This is a genomic window from Arcticibacterium sp. SM2516 (genome assembly GCF_057914865.1).
This window is the reverse complement of the sequence record NZ_CP195290.1, coordinates 1770131-1785634: the sequence shown is the minus strand read 5'-3', so window position 1 is coordinate 1785634 and position 15504 is coordinate 1770131. Positions and strand designations below refer to the sequence as shown.

The window sequence follows — 15504 nt, the reverse complement described above, 5'->3', positions numbered from 1 at the left end:
CTCCAATGCTGGAATGGTTCATTTTTGGATGCTCCAATGCTTTAATGCTCCAATGCTCCAATGTGTTAATGATTCAATGCTCCAGTGCTCCAATGAGTTAATGATTCAATGCTCCAATGCTGGAATGGTTCATTTTTTAATGCTTTAATGCTCCAATGTGTTAATGATTCAATGCTCTAATGCTGGAATGGTTCATTTTTTAATGCTCCAATGTGTTATTGATTCAATGCTCCAGTGCTCCAATGAGTTAATGATTCAATGCTCTAATGCTGGAATGGTTCATTTTTTAATGCTTCAATACTCTAATGTTTCAATGATTTAATGCTCCTCGTAAGGAATCACTTTCAAAATATGTTTTACCGCTGCCAATCTTGCTAACGTTTTTTTATCTGCATCTAGGATGGTCCATGGGGCCATTTCGGTGTTAGTTTTATCAAACATCACCTGTTTATATTTGGTGTACTCGTCCCACAAACCCTGGGCTTTTTCATCTAAAGGAGACATCTTCCACTTTTTCAATTCACTTTTCTTTATATCCTCAAACCTTTTGGCTTGTTCTACTTTGGTGATAGAGAAGTAAAATTTGATAAAGTAAGTATCCGATTGAATAACCATTTTTTCAAACTCATTGACCGAAGACATGAAAATTTCATATTCTTTTGGTGTACAAAAACCATTCACAGGCTCCACGACGGCCCTGTTATACCAGCTTCTGTCAAAAAAAACAATTTCTCCAGGTTTCGGCAGCTGATTGACATAACGTTGAAAATACCATTGACCGCGTTCGTCGTCCGTCGGTTTATTAAGAGCCACAATCCTAAAGTGTCTTGGGTTTATATGAGCTGTTATTCTTCTAATAGCTCCACCTTTACCAGCGGCATCTCGACCTTCAAAAAGGATAACAATCTTTTTCTTGTTCTCAATGACCCAAGTCTGTAGTTTCACTAGCTCTGCCTGGAGTTCTCTAAGTTCTTTTTCGTATTTAGAATAGCGTAAAGCCTTAGTTAGATTGGTTTTTTCTTCCGCAAAAACCAATCTAAGACCTATTTTAGAATTTAAGAGTTCTAAATCTTTTTCTGTTAATTTCATTTCTACTTTAGATCTTAAATATCAATTTGATTTACGTTTCTATAAAATCGTTGAATCACGTTTGGGTCTGGCGGAAGACTTATTTGAGCTTGTGCTTTTTCTGGATATTCAAATCGAGAAAGTACGTGCCTGATACTTTCTAATCTAGCTCGTTTTTTGCTGTTGGTTTTAACGATAATCCACGGACTAAAAGCGGTATGTGTCTTGCTGAACATTTGCTCTTTATAGTACGTATATTTACCCCACAGTTCTTGTCCTTTCTGGTCTACTGGGCTAAACTTCCATTGTTTTAGAGGATTCGCTAGTCTTTCGTTAAACCTTTCGCTTTGCTCTTCTTTAGATATAGAAAACCAGAATTTTATAATAATAACGCCATCTTCATATAGCATGTGCTCAAATTCCGGCACCTGCACCATAAACTGATTGTATTGCTTATCGTCACAGAAACCCATTACCGGCTCCACCACGGCTCTGTTATACCAGCTTCTATCAAAGAAAACTATTTGGCCAGGCTCAGGAAGCTCCTTAATATATCTTCTGAAATACCACTGACCTCTTTCGTCTTCTGTGGGTTTGGTAAGAGCTACCACACGCATAGAACGCGGATTTAGATGCTCTTTGAATCTTTTAATAGATCCACCCTTACCGGCAGCATCTCTACCTTCAAAAATAACCGCGACTCTCAGCTTTTTCTCAATGATCCAATTTTGCAGATTTACCAATTCCGCTTGTAGGAGGCCCAGCTCTTTTTCGTAAATCAGGTTTTTGACTGTTTTACTTATATCAATACCCTTTTCTTCGGCTATCGCAATAAGCTCTTTTCTTGTTTTTGATTCCAGTAAATCTTCTGCAGTAAAAGGCATGTTTGTCTTAAAAGTAAATTTGAAAAAATCTTGAGCTTTAGTATCTCATATTCAACAGCCCAAAGTCTGATAAATCTGGCTCTTTTAAAAGCAAATACTGAAATATTATTCTTCTTTTAGAAACTTTAATTTCAATATGTTTTGACCTACCAGTTTTCCCATGTCTTGACCTTGGTCAAGTGCATCCATGTAATGAATTCCTCCATAAAACCTTGAAATGCTGGTTTCATTGGCCGCCTCCCAGAATGAAGCAAATTTTCTAGGTTCACCCACCCAGAATTTAGAATAATCAGTAAACCCAATGTCGCTACCGATAGTTTCTGAAAGCACAGTGGCCATGGCGGCAGATTGCACAGAGTGCCCAGAAGGAAACTCAGGAAATGGAGGTGTAAGCAGTTTTGGTTCCCAAGCACTATCAATATATCTATTGATATAAGCTACTGGTCGTATTAAATTATGCTTCATTTTTCCCATCCACGAGCAGATAATAGCGTCGTTTAAAGCCAAACCTAAACGGCAATAAAGTTCTGCCGATTTTGCCAAGCTAACGGGTGACTTCCTTAAAACCATAGTCAAAACAGCTGCGGAATGTCCTGTGGCGGTATATGTGAAACCAGCAGCATCGTCCCAAAAGTTGGCTATCACATATTTCTTGTTTCCGGGGTTGACCGTTTTGGATTCTTCATAAACATCCATGGCCATTTTATAGAAAGGAGACTTAGGATACTTTGAAAAAACCACTTTTGGTTTTATGCCAAAATCTGTGGCGTTGTCTTTCATGAAAGACCTGTTATACTGCCATCCTGGATGCATAGGGCCTGTGTTTTCTAAATCTGCCGAACGATGAATTTCGAAACAAGACTCACAGGCCGGAAGTCGGTAGTTCATGTCGTAGCTTCTCAAATAGGCTTGGTGGCCGCCGTCAGATTTGGAATATTCATAAATCATTTTGCCTACGGCCAATCCATAATTTCTTGATTTTTGGAAAGTATCTGCATCCATATCCTGGCTAAGTGTGGTATTAACAGAATCTTTAAAAGCCCAAACACCCTCCATCCAAACATAAGGTGCAGGAGTAAAAAGCTGATCTACCATGTAGAAAACTGCATTGTTAATGGCAATGGCACTGGAAAACTGCTCCGAGCTGACATCATAATCTCTACTCCTTTTGTATTCTTGAATCTGACCACTTAAACTTTGATAGTCCGGTTGCCCTGGAAGCATGGCTTCATAGGCAGCAAGATTGACATAAGCTAAAGTTCGTGCAGCCACATTGGGCGTATAGCCATTGGTTTGCTCCAAAAGATCAAATAAGATGACATGCCATTTTACTAGTAAATCGGAAGTGTTAAAGTCATATTGTTTTTCGGGAAGTACAAATTCAAATTCTACCAAATCTCCTTCGTCCCTGGCTTGATAGTTCTGAGAAGTAATTTGCTGCCCAAAACTCAAAGTGGATACCAGGCTAAGTGTAAGAAGGAAGGTGGACTTTTTAAGCATTTATCTGACGGAATGGTTTTAATAAAGCGTAAAAATAGCGAATATTACAAACATTTTGTCAATCAAAAACGCACCAAATGCCCTCAAAAAAACTATTCCTTCTAGATGCAATGGCCTTAATCTATAGAGCACATTTTGCATTTATTAAAAATCCAAGAGTAAACACCAGCGGAATGAACACTTCTGCTGTTTTCGGTTTTACCAACACACTTTTGGAGGTTTTAAAAAAGGAGAAACCAACGCATCTTGCTATCGTTTTTGATACCAAAGAACCAACTTTTAGGCATGTACAATTTCCAGAGTATAAGGCCAACAGAGAAGAAATGCCAGAGGATATCGGCATTGCCATTCCATTGATTAAACGCTTGGCAAAATGCATGAACATTGCCCTTTTAGAACTACCCGGTTTTGAGGCAGATGATATCATTGGTACCATGGCAAAAAGGGAGTCTAAAAATGATTTTGAGGTATTTATGTACACGCCAGATAAAGACTATGGTCAGCTGGTGGAAGAACATATTTTCTTGTATAAACCAGCCTTTCTAGGCAATAGTGTTGAAGTACAAGGTGTACCCGAAATATTAGCCAAATGGGATATTGAAAGAATAGACCAGGTGGTAGACATGTTGGGACTGATGGGCGATAAGGTGGATAATATTCCTGGTATCATGGGTGTGGGAGAGAAAACCGCAGTCAAATTTTTGAAGGAATACGGGACCATCGAAGGGCTGTTGGAAAATGCGGATGAAATCAAAGGAAAAATAGGGGAGAAAGTGAGAGCCGGAAAGGCTGATGCTCTATTATCTAAGGAGCTGGCTACCATTGATATCAATGTTCCTATAAGCTATACATCGGAAGATTTGATCTTGGAGGAATATAACAAAGAGGATTTGGCTGCATTTTTAGACGAAATGGAGTTTAGAACGCTTAAGCGTAGAATGATGCCTGATGCAGAAGATAACTCTACCGCGGCTCCCAAAGAAAAAGCCACCAGTAAAAAGGCAGCCAAAAAACCTGCTGATGCCTCTCAAATGGGACTATTTGATACTTATTCTGAAGAGCCAGAGGTTATAAAAGAGCCTTCGGAAAAGGAGACTATTCATACCAAGAAGCACCAATATTACTGTATGGATACGCCTGAAAAAAGGGCGGAATTGATAAAATATCTGTTGGCTCAGGACGAAATCTGTTTCGATACAGAAACGACAGATGTAGATGCCTTTGATGCAGAATTAGTAGGTATGTCTTTCTCTTACAGAGCTGGTGAGGGCTATTATGTGCCTACGCCGCCAAATAAAGAGGAAACATTAAAGATTTTAGAGGAATTTAGACCTGTTTTTGAAAGTGAAACGGTCATGAAGATTGCTCAAAATCTAAAATATGATGTTTCGGTTTTGAAAAATTACGGCGTAGAAGTGTACGGGCCAAAGTATGATACCATGCTAGCCCATTATCTTCTGGAACCAGATTTACGTCATGGTATGGATTTCTTATCCAACCTGTATCTGAATTACGAACCCGTCCATATTGAAGAGTTGATAGGGAAAAAGGGCAAAAAGCAAGGCAACATGCGTGATGTGCCTGTGGAAGAGGCAAGTAAATATGCCGCAGAAGATGCCGATGTCACTTGGCAACTAAAGCAAATTTTGGACAAAGAGCTTAAAGAAAGGGAACAAGACGACTTGCTCCAAAGGGTAGAAATACCACTTGTCAATGTGCTTTCTGAAATGGAAATGGAAGGTATAAAAGTAGACGTTCATGCTCTTTACGAACTATCGGAAGTATTGGGGAAAGATATAGCAGCAGCCCAAAAGGATATTTTTGAAATGGCAGGAACAGAATTTAATGTGGGCTCGCCTAAACAACTCGGTGAGGTACTTTTTGACCTCTTGAAGATAGATTTAAAGCCTAAGAAAACACCTAGTGGTCAATATGCTACAGGAGAAGAAATATTGAGTAAATATGAAAACGAGCACGCGATAGCTAGGCGGATTTTGGACTTTAGAGAGTTAAGTAAACTCAAAAGCACGTATGTGGATGCTCTGCCATTACTTATCAATAAGCGAACGGGTAGAATTCATACTTCCTATAATCAAGCAGTGGCAGCTACGGGTAGATTAAGTTCTACCAACCCCAACTTACAGAACATCCCGATTAGAACAGAACGCGGAAGGGAAATTAGAAAGGCGTTTATTCCTAGAGATGAAAACTTTAAGATTTTATCTGCCGATTATAGCCAGATAGAGTTGAGGATTATGGCCGCATTTTCTGAGGATGAATCTATGGTGGCGGCCTTTAATAATGATGTGGATATTCACTCCACTACGGCGTCTAAAGTCTTTGGCGTGGAACTGGCTGACGTTACTTCTGACATGCGTAGAAAAGCCAAAATGGTCAACTTCGGTATTATCTACGGTATTTCTGCCTTTGGATTAGCACAACGATTAGGCATTTCAAGAACAGAAGCCAAAGAGATTATCGACAACTATTTTGAGCAGTTTCCAAGAGTGAAAGCTTATATGGACGAGTGCATTAATAAGGCCCGAGAAATGGAATATGTAGAGACGGTTTTGGGTAGAAGAAGGTATCTAAGGGACATCAATTCCAGAAACCAGACCAACAGAGGTTATGCCGAACGAAATGCCATAAATGCTCCGATTCAGGGTTCTGCGGCGGATATGATAAAGCTGGCCATGATTAATGTGCATGACTGGATGAAAAAGGAAAACCTAAAGTCTAAAATGCTGCTTCAGGTGCATGATGAACTTATTTTTGATGCTCATGTGGATGAAATAGAACTGCTAAAAACCAAAGTGCATGATCTCATGGTGAACGCCATTCCATTAAAAGTAAAATTGGATACCGGTCTTGGTGTAGGAGACAACTGGTTGGAGGCTCATTAAATTGAAGTAATGTTTTGTCACACTTTTTGTATAAAAGGCAAAAAGTCCTCCAAAACAAAGGTTATGGTTTTTCTAATAGCTCAGGGTTTTACCCTGAGCTATTAATATTTCGCCCCGTTGGGGCTTTTTTTAGCCTGCGGAACTTCATTTAAAGACTGTTTCATTATTGGTCCAGCTTTGTTGAAGCGGTATGCAGCTTCTGTATGATATGGGCGGTTTAGTGAAATTTAAGTACTAAGAATTGAACACAGTGAAAGCCATAGGCTTGAGAACAGGGTAGCTAGCTTTCATTCATAGGTGAGCAAACCCATGTTTTAAACATTTCGTCTTCCCTCTGGTTTCCAAATATGATAAAAGAGAAGAGCGTTTTACTTCCCCAATCGCTCAAGAAGTTCCCCCTTTAATTCCTTAACCACATCAGGGTATTTGTCAGCTACATTAACGGTTTCGCTATCTTCGTCATATAGTTCAATAAACCCATCTGGATGCTGTATCATTCTGTGGGTATTTGTTTTGACTGTTTTAAGCTGGTTAGATTGGGTATAAGCAAAGGCAGAATGCCCAGCTAGGGAAGGTTTTTCTAATATAGGTCTTAAGGATTCTCCTTGAGCAAATTTTGGTATTTCTACCCCTGCCAAATCACAGAGTGTTGGGAAAATGTCAAGTGTTTCTACAATGGCATTGGTATTTTGATTCTTGTTTTTCATACCTGGGTAGTGAATGATCAAAGGTGAGTGGAGCGACTCTTCAAACAAACTATGTTTGCCCCATATAGCATGCTCACCCAAATGATAGCCATGGTCTCCCCATAGAATCACAATCGTGTTTTTGTCTGCTCCCGTACGTTTTAGCTCCGCCAAAATTTTGCCTACTTGGGCATCCGCATAGCTTACGCAGGCTGCGTAATGTCTTCTTACCTCATCGGCAAATTGGGCATCCGTATTACCATCTTTACCCCAATTATTGTATTGATTAAATTCTCCCGAACCATGCCAGGTGGTTTTACCCTCAGGCTTTTGAGGATGTGGAATGGGTGGGAGTGTCATGCCTTTGTATTGTTCATAATAAGACGATGGAGCACCAAAAGGAAGGTGTGGTTTAATTAATCCCACAGCCAAGAAAAAAGGCTTGTGACTATCGGTGCTGAGCTCGCACAACTGTTTTAGGGCCTCGTCCGTAATGAGGCCATCGGGGTAAATGTTGTCGTCACCTTCTGCCGATTGGAAAACATCCATTTCGGATGAAACTTCGCGAATTTCTCCATTCGCCAATCCATGCATGACACCTCTAGGATGCTTCCATTCTCCTACTGGAAGAAGATGCTTGTCCCACGCTCCTGGCATTTCTATCATGTTATTGTCGTCCCAATCATCTCCGCCTCTACCGCCAGGGTGATGCGACACTTTACCCACCGATACTGTAGTATAGCCGTTGGCTCTAAACCATTCCGGCATGCTGGGTTTGACTTCTTCGCCTTTCGCTATTTTTTCTGCTCTCTTAAATAAAGCGTAATTATCAGATGGGCCATAAAGTCCCGTCAAGAGTGTATATCTAGAAGGACCGCAACTTGGAGCATTGACGTAGTGTCTTTGAAAAGCAACTCCATTTTCAGCCAACCGGTCGATGTTTGGAGAAGAGATATACTCCTTACCAAAACTGTTTAATTCTGGACGCAAATCGTCTACAGCTATAATTAAGATGTTAGGCCTCTTAAGCTTTGGCTTTTGACAACCTATCAATAGTACAGTACCTAAAAATAGAGCGTATGATTTCCAAATGTTCATTTAATATGATGGCTAAGCGTAAGGTTTTTCAACAGGAATTATATTCAATGATATGACATATTGCTGAGAATCTAAACGGTTTTAAGTTTTCCGTCGAAGAAACTTAGGTTTGCAACCTACATTATTAAGAATTAGCGTTTGTCAAAAATCGGGTTCAATGAATTGACCTCTTTTTTAAAGCCCATAGTCCTAAAACTGGGCCAATGGCCAGTACCAAATAAATGCTATTGGAGTTGCTATGGTTTTTCATTTCATTGAGCAGTTGAATGCTGAAAATACTGATAGCAAAACCTATGCTATTCACAAGGGTGAGTGCCGTTCCTTTTAACTCAGGAAGGGCATTCTGTGCCACCATAGTAGAAAAAAGTGGGGAGTCTGCGGTAATGACTAAACCCCAGAAGAGTAAAAAACTTAGGAAGACTATCTCAGAATTTACAGTGAGCATAAAAGGAGAAACCAAACAACATAAACCCGATAAGCGTAAACTGAGTGAAGCTATTTTTTTAGCACCAAAACGTTGAGATAAATAACCACCAAGTATACAACCCACACCTCCAATGGCAATAATAAGGAAAGCATAAAACGGGACATTAAGTGATGATGCTGGATTGGAAAGGTTGTAAGCCATTAGGATTACTGGTGTAAAAGCCCAAAAGGCATATAACTCCCACATATGTCCAAAGTAACCGAAAGCGGCAGCACGAAAATCACGATTACTGAAAAAGTTTTTAAAAGACGATAATGCCATTTTTTGACCTGGTTTTCTGAACGGGCCATCGGGCACGAGGGTAACCACAGACATTCCTCCAAATACCGCCAAACCAGAAGTCCAAAGGATTACCGATTTCCAAGGAGCCATATCTTTTAAAAGATGAGGAAAAGCGGTACCTATCACCAAAGCACCCACCAAAAATCCCAGCGATTTACCCAGTCCTTTTTCATAATGGTCTGCGGCTATTTTCATGCCAACAGGATAAATTCCTGCTAAGAAAAAGCCTGTGAAAAAGCGTAGAGCAAGGATACTGGAGAAAGTGTTTCCTTCCCAAATAATACCCAAGTTAAATATCGCCCCGAAGATGGCACAGACCAAGAAGACTTTGGAAGGAGAAAATCTGTCTGATATGGCCAATATGGCAAAAAGCAGCGTTCCTGTAATAAAACCCAACTGCACAGAAGAAGTCAAAGGGCCTAAAGCGGAAGCTTCAAAACCAAAATTTCTTACCAAGTCGCTCATGATGCTATTACCCGCAAACCACATTGAGGTACCACAGAACTGTGATACGACAATGACAGGTAAAATTATCTTGGATTGTTTCAAATGTTCAGATTGCGAATTTCCCTATCTAAACCTTGAATTGGGTGGTTTAGTTTCTTTTTCGGACTGGTAACTTTTTGTCCTTACAACAATTTTCAGCAGAGAAAAGCTTTAATAATTGGCTAGAGCATTGAGTATAAGAACTCAATCCTCAAAAAATCAATACCTTGAACTTCTCCTCTGGCAGAGCCGCTAGCTTTACGATGTAAATGCCTGGCATCCAGGCTGAAGTTTCCATATTAAGTAAATAGTATTTCAAATAATCATTTCCAACCAGTTTTCCATTTATACCAAATACTTCCACTCCTGTCGGCTTACTTGATTTTATAACCAACTGATTTCTTTCTTGGTCAAAATAGACAAAGGCTCCTTTCTCCGGAATATCTCTTAGTGTTTCTAAATCAATTTCAAGCACATTGGAAACAGCATTATTATCGCCTTTCTGTATCATCCTAGCCATAAACTGATTATAGATAATCTCAGAATCCATAAACTTCATAAAGAAGTCTCCATGTGCATTTGCAAAACCTATATTTTGCCAAGTCACTCCCTTATCATTGCTTATTTCTAAAACAAAATTGTCTTGTTCACTTACCAAATCCGCACTCCAAGAAAAGACTAAACCGTCTCTTTCATCTTCCCAGCCCAAATAAACCTTTGGGCAACGGTCTATTACATTAAGACTAGCCACTTTATTAACCGCCAAATTTATAGAATCTATATGGTTTGGAATCCATGTTTTAGATGGGTTGATAGTAGGTGACATTATGCTTTGTGGTCTACTGTGACCTAGACCAAAGACATGCCCAAATTCATGTGCCAATAGAAATTTGGTAGCATCTTCCGGAAGGCTTTCTACTATTTTTTCTTCATCAACATATCCACGAATTACAATAGCTCCGGTATTAAACATATTGAAAAATGAAGTGCCTTTGCCTAAAACTATATTTTTTGAACCGGGGGGCTGCCCAGGTAAATTCTCATCATTATTAATAAAGTGAATCCCTGTGACTGAAATGATGGTAAGGTACTCCACATCCCACTCCGTTGGTTTGTTCCAAAACTCAACTAAATAGGCGAGTCTTCCCCACATATCAGAAGTTGGGTCTCTGCTCCAGAACAAGTTGGTATCATCGGTCTCAATAGTTTGACCTAAAGCTTTAAATCGTATTTCCGATTGGAGAGAATTATGGAAATTCCATATCGCTTGAGCTCCTGCCAAATCAGAGAGGTTTTTGGCTTCTATCTCAGCCAGGCTTTTGTTTTTATTGTTAAGATAATGGTCATAGTCGTTTACAAAAACTACAGGGAATTCAAAACAGCCCAGAGAATTTATTGTACGTGCATTTTTGGGTAAGTCTAGTATTGGTTTTTCTGTATTATTAGTCAAACATGCTATCTCCAAATTCTCATCATTCAAAGTTCTATAGGTGTAAACACTTTTGGTTTTTTTTCTGAGTTCATAGATCTCATTTTCAGTAGACTCAATAAAAGAATAAACTTCGTTTTGGATGGTGATTAAATAGTTGCTGCCATGCTCTCCTTTAGACTCATATACATCGACGTCTGTAAAGACCTCGCCATCTGAAGTTTTAACAACATTATACTTTTTTATAGAGCTTGCTCTGAAATCTAGTTTTAAACTTTTGTCAGGTAGTTCAATATTGACTTGGCCATCAAAAGTATTTCCAAACTGTTCAATAGTGCCTATCTCTAAATTTGATTTGTACTTTCTAAAAGATTGGTTTGGGGAGAATTTAATGGAAGTCTGTGCCAAGCTCGGCAATAGCACGAGGCCACTCAGTAAAATGATAAGTGAGATTAAAGTAATACGTTTAAATTTCATGGCTAGGGAATTGTAGTACCGGATAGTCTTAGGGCATAATCAACTAGTGTTACAATAAATTTATGGTTTTAAACCCGGATTATGCATTAGAAAATCTCCCGATTTTATCGGGACCGTAACTAAATTGCTTCAAATCAGTTCGTAAACCCATTTAAACTCAATCACCTGAACGTTGCTATGCTAATCTCGTTTAAATGTCTGATTTATTACACTTTATCTACTCATTACAATTCTCCAATGCATAAACCTGGTTAAAGAATGCGATTGGCCTGATATGAACGATAGTTTTATTTTATCCCGGTTTATGCAGAGATTTTATCTCTGAAATGGATTTTCAGCCAGTTTTTACAAAAAGAATGGGGAAGCAATCGAATTCTTCCCCATAAGCACTTTAATAGGTAGCCTTTAAAGACTAGTTTTTATCAATCAAGAGTTCATCTACCACTTTGCCTTCTTTGTTATAAGTGGTGTATTTCAAGACCTTATCCTTAATATCCATGTGTTGGTAAAATTGTCCGTCTTTATATCTTGTTACGGCGTATGGTTCTTCGCCTATATCGTCGTGATTGCCATGGGTTCCTATAGAAACAGCATAAACGGTTCCCTCTTTGAAGGAGTTCACTGCTTTGCCAGCATTCATCGGTTTGGTACGCATATAATAATGAATATGCCCAGACATCACCATGTCTACATGGTAAGTATCAAAAATGCCACCCCATGCTTCTTGAATATCTAAATAAGGTTCTTCAAAATTGTATGGCGGAAAATGAAACATCACAAACTTCCAAGTAGCTTTGGAGTTTTTCAACTGTTTCTCAATCCACGCCGTTTGTGCTTCATTTGGTTGTGTGGCGTCAATCATGACATAGAGTGCATTCCCATATTCAAACGTATACGTACTTTCTTTATCTACTTTTTCTGGGCCATTTTCAGGTAAACTAAAAAAATCGTAGTACATCCAAGCACCCAATCCATCTTGCCTGTCGTGATTGCCAGGAACAGGCATTAAGGGTTTATACGCAAAAACATCCTTGGCATATCCAAAAAACTCATCCCATTCGTCTCTATAAAGTCCTGTGGAAACAATATCTCCGGCAATGGAATAAAATGCTATTTCTGGATGGCGTACATAGGAGTCTTGTAAGAGCTCTGCCCATTTTGGGTCTTTATGCGTATCGCCAAACCATATAAAAGAGAATGTATTGATGTTTTTGGCTTCTGTCTTGAAATTTCTGACCTCAGACCATGAATTTGTTACAGCTGAACCCACGCTGTATTCATAAGTCGTATTTGCTTCCAATTGACTCAGCATTGCCGTATGCCTATGAATGTAGCGGTCGTTATAAAGCATTCTGTCCTCCATTACTTTCACTGTAGCTTCCGTAGAAAGGCTGTCCGTGCTGCCCTGTTTCCAATACTTCACGGTTCCTTCTTTTACCGCTGTATTGGTTCTCCATTGCAGGTTTACGGAATTGGTAGGGTCTGCACTCCAGGTTAGCATGACTTGGTCTGGTGCGGCAGAAGAAGGGAAAATGGTTTTACGGAAAGCTCCTTCCACGTGTGCTTCTCTGGCTCTTCCTCTTACGGTGGTGAAAAGTGTTTGGCCTTCAAACTCTTCTGGCAATTCGGTGATTTTTAGGTCAGACCAGTCGTGATAGGTAAAAGCCCCTTTTTCCATTCTTTCTAAACTGTATTCCGAAGGGTACTGTTCGGTTATTTTTAATTCGTCGCCCTTATTTTGGGCTCCTACAGATATAAAATAGACCACCCTATCTTTATCAAAACCTGGGATACCTAAGTTCACCCAGCCAGCGTCAAAGTCCTTTTGCCAGACTTCATATTCGTATTGGACATTTTTAACTTTCTTGTCTGTTTTAACAAAACCACTTTCCTCTAACCAAAATGGCACTATAGGCTGCTGCACATGACGCATTAAAGAAACGGTTACGGGTACATTAACTTTAAAATACTGGTACTTGGTGGCTAGGACTGCCTTTTCTTTTTCGGTCAAAAAATCCAGCATAAAGCTGGTATTCACAGTCTCAAAATCTTCTGGAGAGACTTCACCATAGAGTCTAGTGATGACCTCATCCATTACATTTTTGACCGAAAGGCTTTCTTCCTGTGGTGTGGAACAGGAGAAGAGAATGACAAACAAGAAGGTGGTTACGAATAGATTACGCATGAAGTTTATTGTTTTAATGGCTGATTGAACGGTACAAATTTGCTCTTTTTAAGAGTATGTTTCAAGTTCTATTTCGGGGATTATGAAATGACGCCAAAATTACCGAGATGTTAGCGAAAGGAGAAGGATTTGATATGATGTAATTGTTAGGAAATGGATGGCCTAATATGTCTTAAGCCAAGTCTATGGAGCTAGTGCATATGCTCTGTAAAGCCTTTAGCTTTTTTGGAACGCTGTTCTGAATTTAGTTGATTTTGTGCAATGTGTCGCTATTAATAGTTCGAAAGAAGACTAGCATCAAAACGATTACTTCATAAAAGCCCCTAAAGCACATTACTATAGTTTTTCTTTATCCAGTTTATGAAGACAAATTCAGGCTTTTATAGGAAAAGAAGGGTAGTTCCTAAACAGAAACTGGGTTTACACTAATCTGTCCTCCAATAGCTTTTAAAACTTTCATTACAGTGGCAAATTGAGGTTTGGATCCATCCGAAAGGGCTTTATACAAACTTGGTCTGCTTAATCCTGTTTCTTCGGCTATTTTGGTCATGCCAATTGCTTTAGCAACATTTCCAATGGCGTTTATTATATCAGTGTTATCACCTTCTTCTAAAACAGTATTTAGGTACTCAGCAATCATTTCTTTGCTGTCGAGATAATCAGCTATATCAAATTTTGAAGTTTTCATTTTTTATTATACCAAATTGTATCTACTTGGATACAATTTAGTATTTGTCTTTGACTTAATTCAAGTTTGTGAAAATTAATTAAACCTTTGGCTTTGTATAAATTATGGAATCTTCGACTACGCTGTAGTCGGGGAGAGGGGTTGCGTGGTTTCTGTTAACATAATATGACCACGCGGTGGTCAAAAACACGTAAAATAGTGACCTCAGGGAGATCAAAGTATGTTTGAAAAATAGAGAGAAGTGAAGGCTGACCACAGCGTGGTCACATAGGGCTAGTTATATAAATCGGTAGAACTTACTATTGATTTTTATAAGACAAAGGGTTTGAACTGTTCGGAAATTCCGAACAGTTGTGGCTCTGCAAAGCTTCCTTCAAAGACGGATAAATCCAGCTTTGTTGCAGTGTTTACCACCCTCTGGCTGATATTGGAGGTTTTTGATACTAAAGTAGGAATAACTGGTACAAGCCAGAGGCTTGTGAACGCCTCGCCTAAGCTGAAAGCCTAGGTGAGCAAAGTGATTTTGTAAAATTCCTAAGGATTAAATTACTTTCAAGCTAGAGACTTGAGAACGCCACCTTTAAGCTTCAAGCTTAGCGGAGCTGAACTTAATTAATTACCTATAATTATTCCAGATAATTTAGCTTTTTCTTTATCGTATTCTTCTTGACTTATCAATTCTAGGTTTAATAATTCTTTTTTCTTTTTTAAAACCTCTATAGCCTCATCTTTTGTCATTTTCGCATTTGGATTTATTACCTCACCAAAGCGAATAGCCTTTTCTATATTGTCAATATAAACATAACTAGCAACCCCCACTTTATTTTCTAGTAAACACTGCAAACTTAATTCTAAAGGAGTTTTACGAAGGACGCCCGTATGATAAACATGAATGTCGCCTATTTTACATTTTTCTTCAGAAAATATTTTTTCAGCTGTTAGTATTAATGTTTTCTCTTTTCGTATAAAAGTAAAGTTTCCAACATTTGTACCGAATAAGGCGGTGGATTGAATCGATTGAGGATTGCTTGGAGAACCCAATATTAATTCCATGCCTTTTTTGTATTCAAAGCCGTCTGAACTAATATATTTATCAAAATTTTGATAATTTTTTATTTGCTTAAAATAGGACTCATTACTTAATTGGTCATTAGAAATCGCGGACTGTCCATGTGCTGTAATAGCTAGGAAAAAGAATATTATTTTTTTCATAAGAGAATTGAGGTATGGAATTTAAAATTAAGAGTAACAAAAAAAAGAAATTATTGTTTCATAATATTCAAACCTTGATTTTTAATTGATATTCTTTTGTGAAACATAGATTATCTAAG

Annotated in this window: 10 protein-coding genes; 1 reads left to right on the top strand and 9 read right to left on the bottom strand. The window is 38.7% G+C overall.

From position 1 onward, the window contains the following. Nucleotides 1–318 precede the first annotated feature (318 nt). The 3 genes from ppk2 (ACSBFT_RS07365) to ACSBFT_RS07355 form a co-directional block, all read right to left on the bottom strand. Entirely contained in the window at nt 319–1089 is a 771-nt protein-coding gene (gene ppk2, locus ACSBFT_RS07365) for a polyphosphate kinase 2 (protein ID WP_489604104.1), read from the bottom strand. Nucleotides 1090–1103: 14 nt separating this feature from the next. Further along, on the bottom strand, nt 1104–1952 hold the full coding sequence (gene ppk2 / locus ACSBFT_RS07360) for a polyphosphate kinase 2 (protein WP_463046206.1): 849 nt from the start codon (nt 1950–1952) through the stop codon (nt 1104–1106). A gap of 105 nt (nt 1953–2057) precedes the next feature. Next, a complete protein-coding gene (locus ACSBFT_RS07355; RefSeq protein ID WP_463046205.1) occupies nt 2058–3452 on the bottom strand; it encodes a vanadium-dependent haloperoxidase in 1395 nt (464 codons plus the stop codon). A 77-nt stretch (nt 3453–3529) separates the two neighbouring features. Here ACSBFT_RS07355 and polA point away from each other — a divergent pair, with 77 nt between their 5' ends. Next, nucleotides 3530–6355: a DNA polymerase I gene (gene polA, locus ACSBFT_RS07350; protein WP_489604103.1), complete on the top strand. Its 2826-nt coding sequence runs from the start codon at nt 3530–3532 to the stop codon at nt 6353–6355. A gap of 368 nt (nt 6356–6723) precedes the next feature. Here the strand turns inward: polA and ACSBFT_RS07345 are convergent, their stop codons facing one another. From ACSBFT_RS07345 to ACSBFT_RS07320, 6 genes are all read right to left on the bottom strand, one after another. Next, nucleotides 6724–8139 carry a sulfatase gene (locus tag ACSBFT_RS07345; protein ID WP_489604102.1) on the bottom strand — a complete coding sequence of 472 codons (1416 nt, stop codon included), beginning with the start codon at nt 8137–8139 and terminating at the stop codon, nt 6724–6726. A gap of 154 nt (nt 8140–8293) precedes the next feature. After that, nucleotides 8294–9457: an MFS transporter gene (locus ACSBFT_RS07340; protein WP_489604101.1), complete on the bottom strand. Its 1164-nt coding sequence runs from the start codon at nt 9455–9457 to the stop codon at nt 8294–8296. Between the two features lie 148 nt (nt 9458–9605). Then, a complete protein-coding gene (locus tag ACSBFT_RS07335) occupies nt 9606–11300 on the bottom strand; it encodes a matrixin family metalloprotease (RefSeq protein WP_489604100.1) in 1695 nt (564 codons plus the stop codon). Between the two features lie 412 nt (nt 11301–11712). Continuing rightward, nucleotides 11713–13485: a purple acid phosphatase family protein gene (locus ACSBFT_RS07330; protein ID WP_489604099.1), complete on the bottom strand. Its 1773-nt coding sequence runs from the start codon at nt 13483–13485 to the stop codon at nt 11713–11715. Nucleotides 13486–13888: 403 nt separating this feature from the next. Further along, nucleotides 13889–14173, bottom strand: a complete 285-nt coding sequence (locus tag ACSBFT_RS07325; RefSeq protein ID WP_489604098.1) for an addiction module antidote protein — start codon at nt 14171–14173, stop codon at nt 13889–13891. Nucleotides 14174–14785: 612 nt separating this feature from the next. Beyond that, on the bottom strand, nt 14786–15385 hold the full coding sequence (locus tag ACSBFT_RS07320) for a hypothetical protein (RefSeq protein WP_489604097.1): 600 nt from the start codon (nt 15383–15385) through the stop codon (nt 14786–14788). Nucleotides 15386–15504 lie beyond the last annotated feature (119 nt).

Excerpts from the sequence above, each read along its gene's own strand:
- polA (WP_489604103.1), top strand. The coding sequence starts at position 3,530 with ATGCCCTCAAAAAAACTATTCCTTCTAGATGCAATGGCCTTAATCTAT.
- ACSBFT_RS07325 (WP_489604098.1), bottom strand. The coding sequence starts at position 14,173 with ATGAAAACTTCAAAATTTGATATAGCTGATTATCTCGACAGCAAAGAA.
- ppk2 (WP_489604104.1), bottom strand. The coding sequence starts at position 1,089 with ATGAAATTAACAGAAAAAGATTTAGAACTCTTAAATTCTAAAATAGGT.
- ppk2 (WP_463046206.1), bottom strand. The coding sequence starts at position 1,952 with ATGCCTTTTACTGCAGAAGATTTACTGGAATCAAAAACAAGAAAAGAG.
- ACSBFT_RS07335 (WP_489604100.1), bottom strand. The coding sequence starts at position 11,300 with ATGAAATTTAAACGTATTACTTTAATCTCACTTATCATTTTACTGAGT.
- ACSBFT_RS07330 (WP_489604099.1), bottom strand. The coding sequence starts at position 13,485 with ATGCGTAATCTATTCGTAACCACCTTCTTGTTTGTCATTCTCTTCTCC.
- ACSBFT_RS07320 (WP_489604097.1), bottom strand. The coding sequence starts at position 15,385 with ATGAAAAAAATAATATTCTTTTTCCTAGCTATTACAGCACATGGACAG.
- ACSBFT_RS07345 (WP_489604102.1), bottom strand. The coding sequence starts at position 8,139 with ATGAACATTTGGAAATCATACGCTCTATTTTTAGGTACTGTACTATTG.
- ACSBFT_RS07355 (WP_463046205.1), bottom strand. The coding sequence starts at position 3,452 with ATGCTTAAAAAGTCCACCTTCCTTCTTACACTTAGCCTGGTATCCACT.